We start from the raw sequence: 18,480 nt of genomic DNA, 5'->3' as shown, positions 1-18,480 counted from the left end.
CCGACCTTCCTTTATGGCGACGCCCAGGCCCCGCTGCTGGCCAAGCTACGAGAACTCGCGACCAAGCACCCCGCCACGGGACGACGGCGCTGCCCGACCACCAGCGCACCACCACCAGTCACACGAGACAGTGGTGCGAGCACTGCAGCAGGCCAACCGGAAAGTGAACGAGGAGACGAGCGCGGCGCTGACGGGTGCGGCAACACCCGCGTTCGGTTCGATGGTCCGGGCGCGCTGGCTCGACGAGAAGCGCTGGGTACGCCGCTTCACTCGCGCCGGGTCCCCCGGAGCGATGCTCCGCGTCACCGAGGGGGCGACATCAGGGCGGGCGACCACATCGCCGTCGTGCACCGCCCGGACCACGACGTGACCGTGTCCCGCCTGTTCCGCGCGGTGACCACAGCGCGGACGATGCTGCCCGGCGTACTCGTGGCGGCGCCCTGGATGGCGCGATCAACTGGAGATCGCCCAGCAGTACACCGCCAAGTACGCCACATGCACAGACCGACAGCCCGCTCCGCCACACCCCGTCGCCGATCCCGGACGACGCGGAAAGCGGCTCGACTACGCGCTGTGGGCGGTTGCTAGCGTGAGTACATGACGGCTTGCGCGGATGCGGTTTCGAGTACGACCTCGCCCTGGCCCCCAGTGCCTCGATGCTCGTCAAGGGCCACGCGAGCGAATGCGCGGGCCTGTTGCGAGCCGCACCGTCGGCGCTGCGACAGCGTTCCTCGCCGCAGGTGTGGTCACCTCTCGAGTACGCCTGTCACATGCGTGACGTGCTGCTCGTCCAGAGGGAGCGGGTGCTGGCCGCGCGGCGCCGTGATACGCCGGTCGCGGAGTCCATGGGGCGTGACGAGCGGGTCGACCACGACGGCTACGCCCGGCAGGATCCGGCCGACGTCGCGCGCCAGCTCCAAGACGCGGCCCTGCTCTTCGGCGACGTTCTCGACCGGCTGTCTCCCGCCGATTGGGAGCGCACCTTGGTATACACCTACCCCGAGCCCAAGGAACGCTCTCTTCGCTGGGTCGCCGTCCACACCGTGCACGAGCTGCGCCATCACCTGCTCGACATGAGCCGCCACCTGGAAAACCAGGACGAGGGTCAGCGCAGCGGCTTTCCCGGGACCCGCCCGGCATCTCAGCCCTGAGAATCGTCGGGGGCAGCCCTTGCGGAAGGCTGCCTTTGAGTCTCCCTCAAGGCCTTCGACCACGCCGACAACGCGAACCTGCCGCCCCTTGCGGCGCGTCCTGGGTGCGCGGGCGGTTCACAGGACGAAGACGCTACGGCTTCCGTTTGGGTGATAGGTCTCACCGGGGTAGACCAGCCAGTCGACCTGGCCTGTGCAGTCGGGGCCCGACCGCACCTCGGCGATCGCGTCCGTGTGGTTGGTGACCACGGACGGGACGAAGTCCCCAAGCGGAAAACAGCCGCTGGGATCCTGGTGGCCAACACCGTCGATGATCAGGACTCCCTGGGCCGCGTATGCGGAAGTCGGGACCGCAAGCGCGAGAGTTGCAGCCACCGTCAGGGCTCCTAGAACCCAAGCCACCTGTCGCATCGAACACCTCTTCCAGTGTCGCGGGCGGCACCGTACCCGCCGGAGCTGCCAAGTGTACTCAGAGTCAATGCATCTCTACGTTCAGTGGTGCACGTTCCGGTTGATGCAACGACATTGGGCCTCGCCACCCGGGTGAACGTGGATGAACCCCGAACAGGACGGGCCTCGAACGAACTTCCCCCGCGCGCCCAGGTCATCGTTCGCGAGGCACCGCGGCGCGGCGGCCGCGTGCCGGCCGACGCTCTGCGCTCCGACGACGTCACGGGCGCAACGGCCACGCCAACGGCCTCAAGACCACCCTGCCCAACCGCCGCCAAGGGACTGTTGCCGCACGGCGTCAAGGAGCCCGTCCTCGGTATCGGACCCGGCTACGGCAAGGTCCAGGGCTACCGGATCCGCGAGGAGGCCGTGGACGCCTTCACCGAAGGCCTCGCCTTCCTTCTCGCCGACGAACAGGAGTGATCGTGCTCGACAAGAGCGAACCCCAGAGGCGACCCGTGAGCTCCCACGCGAACCTCGGGCCCCCGGCGTGACCGGCTGCCCGGCGTCGTAGTACACGGTGCGTCCAGCGCTCCCATCTGGGCCGCTCCGCCCCGCCTGTGCCGGAACGTTGGTACCGTACGGTCAAGATCGGTGGCCTGCGCACCAATCGGCGGTGGATTCATTCGGTCCCTCTGCCGACACGGCTTTGGACGGCTGCTGGCCGCCCCGGTGACGACGGGCTGGACTCACCGCCGGCGCGCGTCGTCGATCCCCCTACCTGATCCTCACCCTGCTGGAGTTTTCCCATGTCGCACCGCACCGGCCTCGTCCTCGATTTCGGCGGGGTGCTCACCACGCCGCTGCTGCCGGCGGTACTGGCCTTCGAGCAGCGGGAGGGGTTGGCCCAGGGGGCTTGTACCAAGGCGCTGTACATGGACGCAGATGGTGTTCGACTCACCCACGAGCTGGAGCGCGGCGCGATCAGCCAGACGGAATGGAATGAGGCCGCTGCCCCCAAGCTCGGGGTCTCTCCGGAAAACCTGATGGGCCGTATCTTCGCCGACCTGCGACCTGAACGGACCATGATCGATGCGGCCGCCGCAGCAGTGCGAGCCGGGATCAAGGTCGGCATCCTGTCCAACTCGGTGGGGCTCACCCCCTGGAACCTTTACGACGGCTACGAGCTCGAGACCCTGTATCACGGCGTGGTCATCTCCGAGTGCCACGGGATGCGCAAGCCCGAGACGGAACTCTTCGAAGCCATGCTGAAGCTCCTGGGGCTGTCGGCTGACGAGTGCGTATTCGTTGACGATACCGAGGAGTACGTCCGGGCGGCCGAGAAGCTCGGCTTCACCGGAGTGCATGCGCTGCAACCTGAGGAAACGATTTCCCAGCTTGAGGACCTGCTGGGCATAACCCTGACTGCCGCGTACTGAGTCTGACCGGAGCCTGCCGCGGGCTCTGCCGCCACAGCAGTTGGAGGCCCGCGAGGTTCGATGTCAGCGGTCCCAAGTACGGTCTGCCCATGGATGATCAGCGATCATCATGGGGTTCATCTGCCATCGACAGGATTCAGTGGGCCAGAACGTCTTCCTGCCAACCTCAGGGCGAGGGCAGGACAATGAAACGGCGCGCGTCGCGCATGATGTCGCTTCTGTCATCACCGACACGTGTGAAAGCCCCAGGCCAGAGGCCTGGGGCTTGCCTCTTGTGCGCCCGGTTCCCGCTTTCGCGCCATGAACTGAGATTGCCGGCGCGCGGGCGGCGCGCTACGGCCGGCGACAGCCGGTCGGCACCGGCCGAGAAGTGCTCGGCGGGACGACGGGGGCGGGTTGAACGCGGCCCCGTCGATGGGTGGGCCGACCGGCTGCGTGGGGCTACTTGAGCGGCGTGCCGCCCGAGTTGCGGTACGCGATCGTCTTTTTGATCAGGTTCCCGCCGTCGGACTCGACCGCGGTCTGCTCCTGCTGCCCGGCACCGAACAGCAGACCGGCGATGTGCGCGTTCGCCACCTGGTCCATGTGCGACAGGAGCCAGTCGACCTTGTCGTCCTTGTAGTGGTTGCGGGTGTTGTTCTGCGCCATGTTACCCAGGGGGATCTGCCACAGGACCACCGGCTTGCCCACCGACTCGGCCATCGTCTTGTAGAACGCCAGTTGGGCGGTGGCCCTCTGGTCGTTCCAGAAGGTGTCACGGCCACCGTTCGCCGGCAGCGCGTACCAGCCCGCGTCGCGGTCCACCACGTCGGTGGCCAGGAAGTCGGCGTTCTTCGCCCCGAGGGCCGCGTAGTCCTTGACGCAGGCCTGCGTGTTGTTCTGCCAGTCCCAGCAGGTGAGGTGGAGCCCGGCGCCCGTGTTCGGCGCGTACTTGTGCGCCATCGATATCAGGCACTGGGCCAGGCCGGCAGCGCTGTTCTCCTGCGATCCGCAGTCCGTCGGATTCGCGGCCGTGACCTGCGCGGGGACCTGGTGCGGGTTGCCGAGCGACCGGACGTAGCCCCAGAAGTCGGGCTCGATGTCGATCATGTCGTGCGAGGTGCCGATCTTCTGGAGGAAGAAGCGGTAGTCGTTCATGTAGCGGGTGAGCAGGTCGGCCCTGTTGATGGCTTGAACCTCCCCCGGACCGTCGCCCTGGCCCACCGCGTCGCCGAGGTCGCGCAGCGAGTACCAGGTCCAGAGGAACTTCTGCGGGCGCGGCTTGCCCTGATAGGTCGCCTGGGCCGCCTTGGCGTCCCGCCAGGTCACGTACGTGCCCGGTGCCGTGGTGCTGCCGTTCCAGCAGCCCCACCAGCCCGTCCACGCGTCCTTGCAGCGGGCCGCCGTGTAGTAGTCCGACGAGGGCGCGGGCTGGCTGTGCACATAGGCATACTGCACGTCGAACGGCGCGGCGTTCGCCGAGGCGTCGTCCATCGAGCCGCCGACGAGCACCGTCTTGCTGCCCATGAAACTCTTCGTCGAGGTGCCGCTGCCGCCGGTGGCAGGCGGCGCCGACGTCGGGTGGGTACCGCTCGGAGCCTGGCTCGCCGGCCCGCTGCCGCCGGGCGTGGCGGGGGCGGTGGGCGTGGCGCTGCTGCCGGAGCTCCCCGCGTTCCCGGTGCCGCCGGCGCTACCGGCCGGGACGAGCCGCCACTGCTGCTGGGGGCCGTTCCAGTCGTGGTACTGGGCGATGTGAGCCCCGTCGGCCTTGGTGCCGCCCGGGACCTCAACGGCCTTGCCGCTGAAGCGGTTGATCAGACGCACGTAGCCGTCCGACGACTTCTCCACGTGGAACTGCTGGTTGGCGCCGTTCAGGTCGCTCCACTGGACCAGCTCGGAGCCCTCGGTCTTCGACCAGTTGTAGTCGTCCAGCACCTTGCCGGAGTTCCGGTTCTGCAGCCGGTAGTTCCCGTCACCCGCGTCGATGAACTTCCACTGCTGGTTCGCCGCGCCGGTGCGGCTCCACTGCACCAGCGGAGCACCGTCGTTCGTGGCGTAGCCGAGGTTGTCCAGTGCCTTGCCGGTGTCGCGGTTGACCAGCACGTACCAGGCGCTCGTGTCCACGGTTGCCGCCGAGGCCGTGTTGACCACGACCACGGAGCCGCCCACGACCGCCAGGCTGACGGACGCCCAGAAACTCCGACGCTGGTACAGCCGACGGCCACGATGCGTCGGCCGCCGCCCCGGAGCGGCCGGGCGGGACGACCTGCGACCACGGCGGGCGCGGCCGCCGGGCGACGCCTCCGACGACGTGGATGGGCGAGGGAACATGTCGATGCTCTCTTTCAGCCGTTGCCTGTGACCAGACCGCCTGTCCGGACACACCATCCAGTTGTCACCGCCCCCGGAAAGGTTGCCCCGGTCCGCGAAGATTTTTTTCAGGCACCGAGCGCCGGCTGGCGATCACGTCGTCGGGCCGGGCGGCCGGGGCAGCCGAGGGCGAAACGCAGCCGACGACCGGTCAGCCGGTCTCCGGCGGTGAGTGGACGGTGGGTATCGGGAGCCGTTCGGCCCGTCGCCCGGCGCGGCACCGGCCGCACGACCGGGAGTTCCGCTGCGGGGCCAGGGCGGCATGCGAGGCGATCGATGGTCGAACCCGGCAGAGGCTGCTCACCCCGCCGCGGCCATAGGAAGCCGGCGAGTTCGCGACCAGGCCGCCTACCCCAACTGAAGCCGCGAAACGGACGCCACGTCACTTACCGCCCTCTGACAGCTACGAGGTCCGACCCGGGCGGACCTCTCAGTTCCTCTACAGCTACCGGTCCTCCGCGGCCGGGGTGCCAGTACGACGACGTCGCGGTGGCCAGGGACGCCCTGGGGGCGCATAACGGGCAAACTGCCGCACCCAGCACGCACCGAACTGGGACGGCTACTTGCCGGCCTCGATACGGAGTTCCGCCGCAGGACACTTCCGGCGAGGTCGAGGGACTTCAAGTCAGCTTTGACGCCGCGATGGCCAAGCTCAACAGCCTCAAACGGGCTCCGACCGATGGCCGGCCGCGGCTGGTCGGCCTTGGCGTGCCGGTCTTTACCGACCACGCACCACTGCTTCAACCAGGATCGGGAGAGCCCAGATATCGGCTCTGATCCTGTCACCGAGCGAGTTCGGCTTGGCGAAGACTGCGGAACACTTCCGGAGTCGTCCATCCGTGCAGCGTGGCGTGAATCGACGAGCGGAATGCGTCCTCAGCCGTGGTGGCGTCGAAGGCCCCGGCCAGTTCGAGAGTCACGAGCCCGTGCAGGGTGGCCCAGATCGACAGGTCGATCGCCGTTGTGTCGCCAGCGAGGACGGACGCCGGCAAAGCGCGATCGATCGCCGCGAGGAGCGGACAGCACCCCGCGGACCGGGCCCCGCCGGCCCGTCGCCGCCTGGCGCCGCGCCGCCTGGGCGCCCGCCTCATCGGCGGCTGCTGCCGAATCGGCCCGGCCCGGCCCGAATCGCGGACCTCGCGGCGGAGTGCGCTGGTGCGGATGTGTGACGGTGCATCAACTTCGGTCATTCGTAGGTGACTTCTGGTCAAAGAGGTCTCCCGCACGGCTCCCGGGAGCTGACAGGGGCGCTCCGGAAGGTCAGGATGCTCCGACAGCCACAGGGGGGCGTCATGAGCACTGCCGAGAGCGCACCGGCAACCGAACCTCGGGGCGGGGAGGAGCCGGACGCCGGAGCGGAACTGGCGCGGCGGGTCTTCACCGGTCAGGAGCGCTGGGGCTGGGAGTTCGTCCAGCCGTCCGCGCCCCCCGCACACCGGGACGCCCAGCATCCGCCCGTCTACTCCGAACCCTCCGGCGACGAGGTCCGCGCCATGGAGGAGCGTGCCATGACCGCCCGGAAGAACAGGGGCACGGGCTGTCTCCTCCTGCTCGCGGGCATCGTCGCCTACGCGGCCGGCGGCCCGTCCGCCGTCGTGGTCGTCGTCGTCCTCCTCATCGTCCTCATGGCCGCGACCTCCCCGGCCGCCAGGCTGAGGGCCGCCCGCCGGCGCCTGGAAGCCGCCCGCACCAGCGCCCAGCGGGACTACGAGCAGCGCCGGCGCGCCTGGCAGAGCCGGATCGACGCCCACCACGCGGAGCACCTGCGGCACAACGACACGCTGGACACCTGGTTCCCGCTCTCCCTCGTCTCCGGTCCCAGCCGGATCGACGTGTTCGGCGGCACGGGCAACGGCTGGGCCAGCCTGCTCGCCACGGTCGGCGGGCCGCTCCTCGGCGGTGGCGCCCCGCTCGTCGTCCTGGACCTCACCCAGCAGGCCGTCGCCCTCGAACTCGCCGGCCTCGCCGCGCGCCGCGACATCGCCGTCGCCCACGTACCCATGCCCGGGGCCCTGCTCGACGCCGACCTGAGCGCGGAGTTCACTCCCGAGGAGCTGGCCGAGACCATGGCAGAGGCGCTGGGCACCATGCGGCCGCCCGGCGCGGACGTGGACCTCCACACCATCGACGTGGACCTCGTCCGCACCGTCGCGGAACTGCTCGAAGGGCCCGTCACCTTCGCCCGGCTCGCCGCCGGGCTGCGCGTCCTGCTCCGCGTCTACGATCCCGCCCCCGGCGCGCCCGGACCGCTCGGCCCCACCGAGGTCGAGTCGATCACCCGGGCCGTCGACCTCCTGGGCCAGGGCGAGCGCGTCCAGAACGAACTGCGCTACGTCCGGGCGCAGACGGAGCTGCTCACGCCCAGGGGGCAGGAGGCCGCCGTCCCCGGCGGCGGCCGCGCCGCGGACTGGTGGAGGCCCGGCGGACTGACGATCGTCACGACCGAGGACTCCGTGCGCCGCCGCAAGGACCTCACCGACCGGTTCGTCTTCTTCCGGCTGGTCCACGCACTGCGCACCCGCGCCGTGGCGCACGGCTCGGGGACCCTCGTCGTCGCCGGAGCCGACCACCTCGGCCGTGACGCCCTGGAATCGATGGCGCGCGAGGCCCGCGCGGCCGGTGTCCGGCTCGTGTTCCTGCTCGAACACCTGCGGGAGGGCACCGTCCAGGTCGCCGGCGGATCGGACAGCGCGACGGTGTTCATGCGCATGGGCAACGGCGAGGAGGCCAAGGCGGCCGCGCAGTTCATCGGGCAGGAGCACAAGTTCCTCGTCAACCAGCTGACCCGGCAGGTCGGGGAGACCCTTACCGAGGGCCGCGGCAGCAGCTACGGCGGGCAGCGGGGCGTCTCGGACACGGACGGCTCCAACCGGGGCGGCGGCACCTCCGGCAGCAGCTGGGGGAGCTCCAGGTCCTTCTCGACCTCCCTCTCGCGCAGCTGGCAGGACTCGACCAACACCTCCACCGCCCGGTCCACGACGACCGGCGAGAACCTCAGCCGCGTCTACGAGTTCGCGGTCGAGCCCACCCAGCTCCAGGCCTTCCCGGCGACCGGCCTGGTCCTCGTCGAAACCGGACCGGCGGGCCGCCGCGTCGTGTTCGGGGACTGCAATCCCGGCATCAACTTCCTGCCCCGGCTCTCCACCCTCCCCCGCGCGAGCCTGACGTGAGCCCCGGTGCCGGGCCCGGGGGCGCGGCCCGGCCCGCCGGACTCGGCGCGTACCGCTTCCACCGCCTGATCACCGTGCCCCGGCGGCCCGAGGACGGCCGTACGCAGGACCGTACGGCCGCCCAGCTCGCCGCCGCCGTCACGGCGGCCCACGCCGTGCTCTCCGCGCCCTCGGCCGGTGGGGAGCGCCGCCCGGCGGGTCTGGCCGCGGCATGGATACGCCCGGGCCGGCACCGGCCGCTGCACTTCCTGGTGGGCGGAGCGCCCGGCTTCCCGCCCGCGGGCGACGAGCCCGCCGCGGACGGTGCGCAGCGCCCCCTGCGCTACCCGCCCGGCTCCACCGCCCGCGACGTCCCGGCGGGCGAGACGGTCGCCCTGCTGGAACGGCTGCCGTTCTGGATCCCCTGCCCCGGCTCCCACGACGCCCTGCGCCTGGGCGACGACGAGCGCGCCCTCCCGGGCGAACGCCGCGGCTCCTTCGACGACGCGGTCGCCCACCTGCCGGACGCCTTCGCCTGGCTCGTGCTGGCCGAGCCCGTCCCGTACGAGCGACTGGACCAGGAGCGCACGGCACTCGCCGTCCAGCTGCCCCGGCTGCGCCAGCGCGAGAACTCCGCCGCCGACCGGGTGGCTGCCGACCGGGCCGAGGCCCGCTACCGAGAGCTGACCCGGGCCCTGGCCACCGGGGTGTGGAACGTGCGCGTGCTGGTCGGCGCCGAGCGGCCCGAGTCGGCGCTCGCCTCGGCGGCCCTGCTGTGCGGCGCCGGCGACCTCGACGAGCTGCCGTACGTGCTCGTACCGGCGCGGCGGCCGATGCCCTTCGCCGAGGCGCTGACCACCGTCACGCCGCAACCGGCGGCGGCCCCGGCCGCGGGCGCCGCCGGACCGCCGGGCAGCGTGCCCTTCGTCGCCCCCGCCGAACTGGTCGCGGCGCTGGCCCGGCCGCCCGCGCGGGAGCTCCCGGGCATCCGTACGGTGGCCCCGAACCGGTTCGACGTCACCTCCGACGACACGGGACACGACGCCGACGCCTTCCTGATCGGCGACATCCTCGACGAGGCCCTCATGCCCGCCGACCGGCTCCACGTCTCCCGCTCCACCCTCAACCGGCACGCATTCGTCTGCGGGGCGACCGGCTCGGGCAAGTCCCAGACGGTACGGAGCCTGCTCACCGCCCTGTCCACGCACGACCGGCCGATCCCCTGGCTGGCGGTCGAGCCGGCGAAGGCCGAGTACGCGCGTATAGCCGGCCGCCTCGCCGCGGCGGGGGGACCCGAGCGCGCCCGGCGCGTCACCGTGATCCGGCCCGGTGACGTGGACGTGGCCCCCGCCTCGCTCAACCCGCTGGAGCCGGAGCCGGGCTTTCCGCTGCAGAGCCACGTGGACCTCGTACGGGCCCTGTTCCTCGCGGCGTTCGAAGGGCACGAGCCCTTCCCGCAGGTGCTGTCGCGGGCCCTGTCCCAGTGCTACACGGCCGCCGGATGGGACCTCGTCACCGGCGAACCGCGCCCGGCCCACAAGCCCAAGTACGTACTGGACGAGCCGGACGAGCCGCGGACGGCCCGCTACCCGACCCTGGGCGAACTCCAGGCCACCGCCCGGCAGGTCGTCGAGATGATCGGGTACGGCAAGGAGGTCACCGCGGACGTGCGGGGCTTCGTCGACGTCCGGATGGGCTCGCTGCGGGAGGGCGCGCCGGGCCGGTTCTTCGAGGGCGGCCATCCCCTGGACATCGCCGGGCTGCTCGCCGGGAACGTGGTCCTCGAACTGGAGACGATCACCAACGACCAGGACAAGGCCTTCCTCATCGGCGCGGTGCTCATCCGCCTGGTCGAACACCTGCGGGTGCACCACGGCGCCGGCGGGGTCCCGCTGCGCCACGTCCTGGTGGTGGAGGAGGCGCACCGGCTCCTGAAGAACGTGGAGGACGGGCCGGCGGCCGCCGCAGTCGAGCTCTTCGCCTCCCTGCTCGCGGAGATCCGGGCGTACGGCGAGGGCGTCGTGATCGTCGAGCAGATCCCCAGCAAGATCCTGCCCGACGTCATCAAGAACAGCGCGCTGAAGATCATGCACCGGCTGCCCGCCGAGGACGACCGGCGCGCGGTCGGCGCGACGATGAACCTCCAGCCCGAGCAGAGCGAGAACGTCGTCGCCCTGCCGCCCGGACGGGCCGCCATCGCCGCCGACGGCATGGACCGGCCCGTCCTGACGGCCGTCCCGCACGGGGAGCACGCCGAGAGCGCCGAGGACGCGTCGACGAAGCCGCCGCTGCTCGGCAGCCGCAGCCCGCTGTGCGGGACCTCCTGCCGCCGCGAGCCGTGCACCCTGCGCACGATGAACGACTCCCATCACCGCTCCGTGGAGCCCCTCCAGCTGATCTGGACGGACGTGGCGGCCTCGGCCCAGGCGATGGGCAAGGACGCGCCGGGCCCGTCCGGCCGGGTCCGGACCGCGTTGACGGCGCTCCCGGACCGCGACCTGGAATGCACCCTGGTGTACGGGGTGGAACGTGCGGTGTCCGCCCGCGAGTCCCTGATGCGCGACGAGGTCGACCCGGGCGACTTCGCCCGGCGCCTGCACGCCGTGCTTCGCGCCGAACTGCTGGGCACCGACCCGCCGGGCGGCGACCCGCGGCGCTACACGTACGCGAACTACCGCTTCCGGGACGTGATCCGGGTCATCCACCGGACCAGGACCCTCGTTCCGGACGGCCCGCACACCTACCCGGACCACGAGGCCGAGTGGGCCTCCCGGGGCCTGGTCCTGACCGGCACCTCGGGGGCGGACCACCGCCTCCAGATCCACGCCCTGCCGGGGTACCGGCAGGAGCGGGTCCACGCCCGGATCGGGGACGTAGAACGCAGCGGGCTGCGCGACGCGGTGGCGGCGGTGTCGGGCGGTACGACGGAGGAGCACGTGACGCGGGCCTTCGCGATGGCCTGCGCGGCGGGACCGAGCCTGCGCGCGGTGGTGGCGGAGACGGCGGTACGGGTGGCGCTGGAGTGCGCCCGCGAGAAGGGGACTCGTCCATGAGCGAACTCGGCGGCCTGACCGACGCCCCGCCCCCACCCCCGCCCCCTCCGCCCCCGGAGCCGCCGACGGACGCGCCCCGGGACGGCGACGAACCGGAGGCGGAGGCGGGGGCGGCGGACGCCGAAGCGGCCACGGACACGAACACGGACTCGGAGACGGACCCCGTCCCGCACGCCGCCGAGCAGCAGTTGGACGGCGACCACGTCCCGGACCCGCCGCCGATGGACGCACCGCAGGAGGCCGAGCCCGAGAACCCGTCCGAAGCGAAGCCGCCCGCGGCCCACCAGGAACCCACCACGCCCGGCACCCCCAAGGACCCGCCCCCGCCCGAAACGGACGGCCCCACCCACGACCAGCCGGAACCCCCCTCCCCGGAGCCGACCGACACCCCACCGCAAGAGCCGACCCCCGAGGAGCAATCCCCGGAACAGCCGGACCCCCCAAAACACGAGTCAGAACCGGAACCAGACCCCGAACCAGAACCAGAACCAGAACCAGAACCAGAACCAGAACCAGAACCCGAACCCGAACCCGAACCCGAACCCGAACCCGAACCAAAACCCGAACCGGAACCCGAGCGTGAGCCCGAGCCCGAACCAAAACCCGAACCGGAACCCGAGCGTGAGCCCGAGCCCGAGGCTGACCCCGAACCGGAGGCGGAGCCCGAGCCGGAACCCCAACCGGATCCGGAGTCAGAGCCTACGGTCGAGGCGGAGCCGGAACTCGAACGCGACCCCGAACCCGGGTCCGACCCGGAACCGGATCAGCGCTCCGAGGCCGAGCCCGACGCGGTTCAGGACACGGTTGGGCAGGCGGCGCCTCCGCCCGACTCCGGGCCCTCACCCGACGGCCCGACGGGCACCGACACTCCGCCCGACCGACAGGCCGCGGAGACCGACGGCGAGCCGGCCCCCGGTACCGAACTCGCCCAAACCATAGGCACCGTGGCCGAAGGCGCGGTTAAGACCGGAGCAGCCCTGGCCGGAGCCGGCGTGGCCCTGGTCGAAGGCGCCATGGATCATCTCGAAGAGCGCGCCGAGACCGCTTCGCTCAACGCGCACTCCGACGATGCGACTGCCGCAGTGGAGGGTTCCGACCGTCCTCGGGCCGAGGGGGACACCGCCGCGGACGGTGCGGAGGAGGTTTCCGACGACCCTGCCCGGCAGCCGGGGGAGGACACGCTGTCGCCCGAGCAGGTCGATACCCGGATGGCGGAACTGAGGAGTGAAGGACATGCGCCGGGCCGTCACCTCGATGTCTCGGACGAGGCCTTGCAGGCGCGGCTGGGCGAGGTCGTCCCCGATGAGAACGGGAACCCCAAGGAATACGGCCCCGGTTCCTTCTACCCCGGCCTGCTCAAGTCGCAGAACAATGTGGACCCGCTGAACGGCGAGACGACCGACGCGGTGACCAACGGTGCGCACCGCGTCGGCGCCTACGCCACCCGCTTCGACAATCCGGAGGACATGGTGCGGGCGGACGCCTATTTCCGGGCCGAGATGGAGCGTACGGGAGAGAACGCGGTCGAGACTCCGATCGAAGACGTACTGGGACCGGGCGCCGAAGCGAACTTCACCGGCTTCTACCGGGATCCGGCGGATCCGACCCAGTTCAAGCCGGTCGACTTCGAGGGTGGGACCATCAAGCCGGTGTATCACGAGAGTCCGGAGGGCGGAAAGGTGCTCCACACCATGTTCGCCAACCCGGTAAGAGGACGTCATCCGTAGAGGAGCAGGTGTATGGACAAGCGCTTCGAGGGTTTCCTCAGCACATACCTGGATTCCGAGCAGGGATACGACACGAGCGGCTACCTCCGTCGCACGTTGATGTCGTTCAACGAATCCTATGTGGAGGCAGTTCGTGAAGGCCTCAAGCATGTGCTTCAGGACGAATCGTTCGGTCCGCCGGAATATGAGCGGCTGACCAACATCGAATTTCCGGATGTGGAGAGCCTGCGGGCCTATCTTCAGGCGCTCTACGCCTACCTGTTCGAGGGTGCCGAACAGCAGCCCACACCGCCGGAGGAATAGGCATGACCACGGGGGAGCGCAGCGGCGGCGACGGCCTGGCAGACGGGGTGTTCGGGAGGCCCTATGGGTTTCGTCAACCCGTGGGGGCGGGTTGGGGTTCGTAGAAGGTGCCGTCGCGGAGCATCGCGAAGAGCACGGAAGAAAACCCCTTTGAGCTGCTTGTTTCCGCGGCGGGACGGTTGCTCGCCGCGGATTGACGAGCCGGGACTGCGGGTCGCTGGGGCGAGGCCGGCGTAGGCGGCGAGGTGGGCGGTCGAGGAGTCTTCGCTGGTCAAGCACGGCTTGGAGCGAGCCGGCGAGGCTGGGGACGATCAGTGCGGCCGCATCCGTGCCCGGGACGACGACGGTCTGCTCGTCGAGCACGGTGAAGATGTGCTCGACCAGTCGCCCGGCCGTTCGCGGTGCTTTTGGTCGTATCAAGGTCACGAGCCGACGGCGTCCGGCTGTGCGGATCTGGGCCGGGGAGCCGAACTGGTCGAGGAGCTTGAGCACCGCCGGGTGCTGCACTCGCGGGCCCAGCACCCGTTCCAGTGATGGGTGGATTTGTGTGAGCAGGCCCGCAGCCGGTTGCTGGTCCTCGTCGCTTCGCCGGCCAGATCTCCGGGGCCGGAAGCCCGCGCATCCGTACGAAGAGGGGGGCCATCCTCCCGCCCGGAACGATTTTCACGGGAGCAGACCTCAGCGATGCGAATCTCTCGGGAGTGGACCTGGCGCATGCCGGTCTGTCTGGGGCGGACCTGACCAATGCCGACCTGTCGAAGGCCGACCTCACGGACGCGGATCTCACCTGCGCCACTCTTACGGCTGTGAAGCCCAGCTGCGCCAAGCTCAAAGGAGCACGCGGCCTCCCGCCGCCCTCGGACGCTCCATCCGGGACCTCGCCACCATCGTGACCGGCCGACGTGGGCGCGGTGCGGTTTCACCTCGCTCCGCGAGGCGTTCCCACCACGCCAGACGGGTGCGCACTACGCGGTTCGACAACGGCATACGGTTCCGGGGTCTGGACCGGTGTGCCTGTGGGGACGTGGCGATGACAGCGACACAAGGGGCCAAAGGAGTGTTCCGCCCACTGTGGGTCACGAAAACGTAACCGCGAGGTGCGGCTTCGTCGAATGCCGGTTGCGACGTGTAGCCGTCCCCTTACGCTCCTTTCCATGCGGCGGCGGTGCGCCATCGAGCCGCATGACTGGGGGTCAGGGTGACGCTGTACGGACGGGCGGCAGTGCTCGATGCCATCGTGCCTTCACTGGTGGGGCTGGAATCGCAAGGAGCCGCCCGGCTGCGGATACCGGGCGGGACTCCGCTGCTGATCGAGTGCGGCGGCGGGCGGCTCACCGGCAAGACCGCGCTGCTGAAGGAGCTCTCGAAGCGATACGCGCAGCGCATACCGCAGGCGTACGCAGACCTCGGGGCGGCGGACTTCGGCCAGCCGGGGCTCGCCTCCCTGGCCGACGAGACCACGGCGAACGCCTCGCGCACCTCGGACCTGCTCTTCTACCTCATGGACGGGTTGAGCCGGAAGCCGAACGAGTTCGCCGGGAAGTTGTCCTTCCCCCGGCTCACCCAGGGGCTGCTCGCGGTCACCAGCTGGCAGTCCGAGGACGTCCAGCCCGCCGAGCTCCAGGCCGCCCGTCGCCGCCTCGCGGGCCTGTTGCGGGAGAGCCAGCCCGACCTCCAGGCGCGCAACCAGCGGGTGGCGGGCTGGATCGGACAGGTCACCCAAGGCGTCACCGCCGCAGCGGGGCTGGGACCCGGGGTGAGCGAACTCGTGGGGCCGCTCACCGACATCGTCACCACCGAACTGCTCGGTCCGCGCGCCAACAAGCAGGGCCTGGGGTGGTGGGCCGGCCGTCGGGTCGGCCCGCAGGGGGACGGACACGCCCAGTTGACGGATCTCGCCCTGTGTTTCCGCGGCGACGGGGGCGACCGGCGGCGGGCGGAGCACCACTTGGTGGCCGCGCTCCTGGAGGACATGGCCGACCACTACACCTGGATGCGCCTCAAGAACCGGGTGCCGCGCCCGCTGCTGCTCCTGGACAACGTCCACACCCCGCTGGGTGTGACGGTCCTGGACGCGCTGACCCGCGCCTGGCACGACGAGCCCACGCGTACGCGCCCCGGCGTCGTCGCGGCGGCCCTCGCCCAGGAGTCCGCCGTGCCCGACTCCGAGGGCACCGCCCCGTCGACGAGGAGTGCGGCGGGCCCGTACTGGCGGCAGGAAAGGCCCCAGACGGCGGCCGGCTGGGTGCTGAGGCTGCCGATGGCACAGCTCGACCTCGACGAGGTCAAGGAGATGTTCGGCGACAACCGGCCGGGGCCCGACACCGCCCACGTGATCCACCGGCTCAGCGCCGGGCGCGCCGGGATGGCCCACGCCCTGGTGCTGTCCGTCCGGCAGAAGATCGGTCTCCATGAGCCCGTCGACCACGGCGCGCTGCTCGACTTGCCGCTCGAGCTGCCGCTCGAAGACGGGCCGACGCTGCCCGTGTACGAGCGGCTGCTCCGGCTCCTGATCCCCGACGCCGAGACCCGGGCCCGCCTCGCCTCCTACACCCCGGCTCTCGACGACGCGGCCGCCCACGCGCTCGACGCCGACCACGTGCCGCACGGAGCTGACGGACAGCCCGCGGCGGCGACCGCCAGAGTGCCGGTCGCGCAAACCAAGCGCCTGTTGCGGAAGGACTGCTGGAGCCATCACCCCTGGCCCGGCACCGGCGGCCCCTTCGTCGGTGATCCCACCCTGCGGGCCCTGCTCGTACACGACCTCCGCACCCGCACCGGCGCGGCGCCCGGGGGCGGGGACTGGCGGAGCAGCCACCGGCGGCTGCGCCTCCTGTACGCGCCGGGCGCCGCCGACCCGCGCGAGGCCTGCTACTTGCACCACTCGCTCGCGATCGGTGACACCGACGTCGTCGTGCGCGCCCTGCACAGCCGCCTGGCCGAGCAGGACGCGCCGGGGTGGCTCGCCACTCTCAACCTGGTCTGCGCCGCACCGCATCCCCCGGAGCATCCGGCCGTCCCGGCTGCGGATCCCGTGGAAGACCGGCTCCCGGCCGACAACGACCCCGTGCGCCAAGCCGTGCAGCTCCTCGTCCTCAACCTGTGGCGGCAGTCGCACCCCCTCGCACACCCCGACCCGAGGAAAGTCGGCGCAGTCCGGCTGCAGCTGCTCACCCTGGCCCAGAACAGCACCGTCGGCCCCCAGGAGGTCTTCTACCAGGCCTACGAGCAGTGGCCCCGGTTGCTGAACCGCTGGATCCAGGCACCCGATCTGCCGACCTACGGAGAGCCCCGCCCATGACACTCTGGCCCGCCGGACCGCTGAACCGCGCCCTGCTGATCGCCGCCGTCGCCGTCGTCCTGGGAACCGGCGGCTACGTCTCCTACGACCGGTGGCTCGCCGAGGACCCGGCCTGCGCCCCCGGCGTGGCGAAGCGGGGCCCCCGGCACGAGTGCGTCGGCGTCACCGACGGCGGTTTCTTATTCGCCCCGTCGTTGAAGCAGGTCACCGGCCGCATCAAGGCGGAGAACGACAGCGTCGCAGGGAAGTCACCAGCCACGGTCGCCCTGATGATCCCCATGATCTCCGACACCCAAGCGGAGCAGCAGGAGTACGTCGAGCAGGTGCAGGGCGCCTATCTGGCCCAGTACCGCGCCAACCACCAGGCCAACGGCAAGCAGCCGCCCATCCGGCTGGTGCTCGCCAACCCCGGCCGGGGTTACGAGCAGTGGCGTACCGTCGCCGACCAGCTCGCGCGGGCCGCGGCCGACAAGAAGGAGAACCTGCGCGCCGTCGCCGGCATCAACATCAGCATCACCGAGACCGAAGAGGCCGTCCGCTACCTCACGAAGGACAAGGGGATCCCGGTCGTCGCGGGTCCCATGACCGCGGACGACATCAAGAACACCGCAGCCGACCCGCACCGCTACCCGGGCCTGGCCCGGATCGCCCCCGGCAACACCGACCAGGCCGACGCCCTCGCCGCGTACGGGTCGGACATCAAGCCCGCAGAGACGCTGGTGGTCGAGGACATCCGCGAGGGCGACAACTACCTGGCCAGCCTGCGCCAGACCTTCGAGAAGCTGGCCAAGGGCGCGCCCAACGCCCCGGAGACGTTCCGGTCGCCGCCCGACTTCAACGACGAGGGCAACCTCGCGAACGACTTCCACCAGATGGTGCCGGACATCTGCTCCTCCGATGCGAAGACCCTCTACTTCGCCGGCCGGCCGGTACAACTGCGTCTCTTCCTCGTCGAGTTGAGCAACCGCAAGTGCAACAAGCACTACACCGTCATCAGCGGTTCGCACGCCTCGACCCTGACGGTCGACGAGAAGTTCGCCGACCAGTGGGGCGCCCTCACCAATGGCGCCGGCATCACCCTTCGCTACCCGGGCCTTGCCCACCCCGAAGCCTGGGGGGAGCGAAGCACGACGCCGACCGGCGGCTCCAAGGCCGCGCTGCAGGAGCTGACCGACCTGGTCCAGAAGTTCGGCACCAAGGAGCCCGACTCGATCGGCCCCGCCAACCTCTCCGACGGCCGCGTCATCATCACCTACGACGCGGTCTCCACCGCCATCGCGGGCATCCGCAACGACGCCGTGGGCAGCGTGAAGATGCCGTCCCTCTCCGAGGTCGCCGACAGCTGGCTGCGGCTGCACGGCAACAACCGGGTCGAGGGCGCCAGCGGCTGGATCTGCCTCGACCAGTACGGCAACCCGTACAACAAGGCCGTCTCCATCGTCCATCTCGACCCGGCGAGCAAGACGGCCGCCTTCGACGGCATCGCCTGGCCCGCGGGCCGCGCCCCCGACCCCAACTGCTCCATTCCCAACTGAGGCCGACGGCAGGTCCCGCCCCCGCCCGACGCGCCCGCCCGGGTCCGGCCGACCGGGCTGGGGCTGGCCGACGAACCGTAGAG

15 protein-coding genes and 1 pseudogene are annotated in these 18,480 nt (G+C 70.9%); 11 read left to right on the top strand and 5 right to left on the bottom strand.

Annotated features, from left to right (window positions below):
- Positions 1 to 133 precede the first annotated feature (133 nt).
- Entirely contained in the window at positions 134 to 370 is a 237-nt protein-coding gene (locus tag IE207_RS34030) for a hypothetical protein (protein ID WP_308433687.1), read from the top strand.
- A gap of 235 nt (positions 371 to 605) precedes the next feature.
- Complete coding sequence (locus IE207_RS29880; protein ID WP_229874140.1) at positions 606 to 1,151, top strand: DinB family protein; 546 nt, start codon at positions 606 to 608, stop codon at positions 1,149 to 1,151.
- Between the two features lie 117 nt (positions 1,152 to 1,268).
- Here the strand turns inward: IE207_RS29880 and IE207_RS29875 are convergent, their stop codons facing one another.
- Positions 1,269 to 1,526, bottom strand: a complete 258-nt coding sequence (locus IE207_RS29875) for a hypothetical protein (RefSeq protein WP_190187453.1) — start codon at positions 1,524 to 1,526, stop codon at positions 1,269 to 1,271.
- 360 nt (positions 1,527 to 1,886) lie between these two features.
- Here IE207_RS29875 and IE207_RS29870 point away from each other — a divergent pair, with 360 nt between their 5' ends.
- Both IE207_RS29870 and IE207_RS29865 read left to right on the top strand, forming a co-directional pair.
- Positions 1,887 to 2,024, top strand: a complete 138-nt coding sequence (locus IE207_RS29870) for a hypothetical protein (protein WP_190187452.1) — start codon at positions 1,887 to 1,889, stop codon at positions 2,022 to 2,024.
- A gap of 326 nt (positions 2,025 to 2,350) precedes the next feature.
- Entirely contained in the window at positions 2,351 to 2,980 is a 630-nt protein-coding gene (locus IE207_RS29865; RefSeq protein WP_190187451.1) for an HAD-IA family hydrolase, read from the top strand.
- A 441-nt stretch (positions 2,981 to 3,421) separates the two neighbouring features.
- On the opposite strand, the gene IE207_RS29860 is transcribed toward IE207_RS29865, so the two are convergent.
- Both IE207_RS29860 and IE207_RS34025 read right to left on the bottom strand, forming a co-directional pair.
- Positions 3,422 to 5,137, bottom strand: a complete 1,716-nt coding sequence (locus tag IE207_RS29860; protein ID WP_229874148.1) for an RICIN domain-containing protein — start codon at positions 5,135 to 5,137, stop codon at positions 3,422 to 3,424.
- A gap of 974 nt (positions 5,138 to 6,111) precedes the next feature.
- A complete protein-coding gene (locus IE207_RS34025) occupies positions 6,112 to 6,519 on the bottom strand; it encodes a TetR-like C-terminal domain-containing protein (RefSeq protein ID WP_308433686.1) in 408 nt (135 codons plus the stop codon).
- 102 nt (positions 6,520 to 6,621) lie between these two features.
- Between IE207_RS34025 and IE207_RS29850 the strand changes: the two genes are divergently transcribed.
- The gene (locus tag IE207_RS29850; RefSeq protein WP_190187449.1) at positions 6,622 to 8,499 is read left to right on the top strand and encodes a hypothetical protein; all 1,878 of its coding nucleotides are present in this window, start codon (positions 6,622 to 6,624) and stop codon (positions 8,497 to 8,499) included.
- On the top strand, positions 8,496 to 11,531 hold the full coding sequence (locus IE207_RS29845) for an ATPase (protein ID WP_190187448.1): 3,036 nt from the start codon (positions 8,496 to 8,498) through the stop codon (positions 11,529 to 11,531). The genes IE207_RS29850 and IE207_RS29845 overlap by 4 nt, the downstream gene beginning before the upstream one ends.
- A gap of 452 nt (positions 11,532 to 11,983) precedes the next feature.
- Here IE207_RS29845 and IE207_RS29840 read toward each other — a convergent pair whose 3' ends face one another.
- Positions 11,984 to 12,211, bottom strand: coding sequence for a hypothetical protein (locus tag IE207_RS29840; RefSeq protein ID WP_190187447.1), 228 nt, complete (start codon positions 12,209 to 12,211; stop codon positions 11,984 to 11,986).
- A 264-nt stretch (positions 12,212 to 12,475) separates the two neighbouring features.
- Between IE207_RS29840 and IE207_RS29835 the strand changes: the two genes are divergently transcribed.
- Both IE207_RS29835 and IE207_RS29830 read left to right on the top strand, forming a co-directional pair.
- The gene (locus IE207_RS29835) at positions 12,476 to 13,258 is read left to right on the top strand and encodes a hypothetical protein (protein ID WP_190187446.1); all 783 of its coding nucleotides are present in this window, start codon (positions 12,476 to 12,478) and stop codon (positions 13,256 to 13,258) included.
- Positions 13,259 to 13,270: 12 nt separating this feature from the next.
- Positions 13,271 to 13,561: a hypothetical protein gene (locus tag IE207_RS29830; protein WP_190187445.1), complete on the top strand. Its 291-nt coding sequence runs from the start codon at positions 13,271 to 13,273 to the stop codon at positions 13,559 to 13,561.
- Between the two features lie 73 nt (positions 13,562 to 13,634).
- On the opposite strand, the pseudogene IE207_RS29825 reads toward IE207_RS29830, so the two are convergent.
- A pseudogene (locus IE207_RS29825) lies at positions 13,635 to 14,160 on the bottom strand (transposase); the annotation flags it as partial.
- Between IE207_RS29825 and IE207_RS34230 the strand changes: the two are divergent.
- From IE207_RS34230 to IE207_RS29810, 3 genes are all read left to right on the top strand, one after another.
- Positions 14,158 to 14,454: a pentapeptide repeat-containing protein gene (locus IE207_RS34230; RefSeq protein ID WP_190187484.1), complete on the top strand. Its 297-nt coding sequence runs from the start codon at positions 14,158 to 14,160 to the stop codon at positions 14,452 to 14,454. The pseudogene IE207_RS29825 and the gene IE207_RS34230 sit on opposite strands and share 3 nt — an antisense overlap.
- A 305-nt stretch (positions 14,455 to 14,759) precedes the next feature.
- Positions 14,760 to 16,862, top strand: a complete 2,103-nt coding sequence (locus IE207_RS29815; RefSeq protein WP_190187444.1) for a hypothetical protein — start codon at positions 14,760 to 14,762, stop codon at positions 16,860 to 16,862.
- A complete protein-coding gene (locus IE207_RS29810; RefSeq protein ID WP_190187443.1) occupies positions 16,859 to 18,397 on the top strand; it encodes a type 1 periplasmic-binding domain-containing protein in 1,539 nt (512 codons plus the stop codon). The genes IE207_RS29815 and IE207_RS29810 overlap by 4 nt, the downstream gene beginning before the upstream one ends.
- Positions 18,398 to 18,480: the final 83 nt, after the last annotated feature.

It is taken from the genome of Streptomyces cirratus (assembly GCF_014650775.1).
Lineage (GTDB): Bacteria > Actinomycetota > Actinomycetes > Streptomycetales > Streptomycetaceae > Streptomyces > Streptomyces cirratus.
This window is presented reverse-complemented; position numbering and strand designations above follow the sequence as displayed.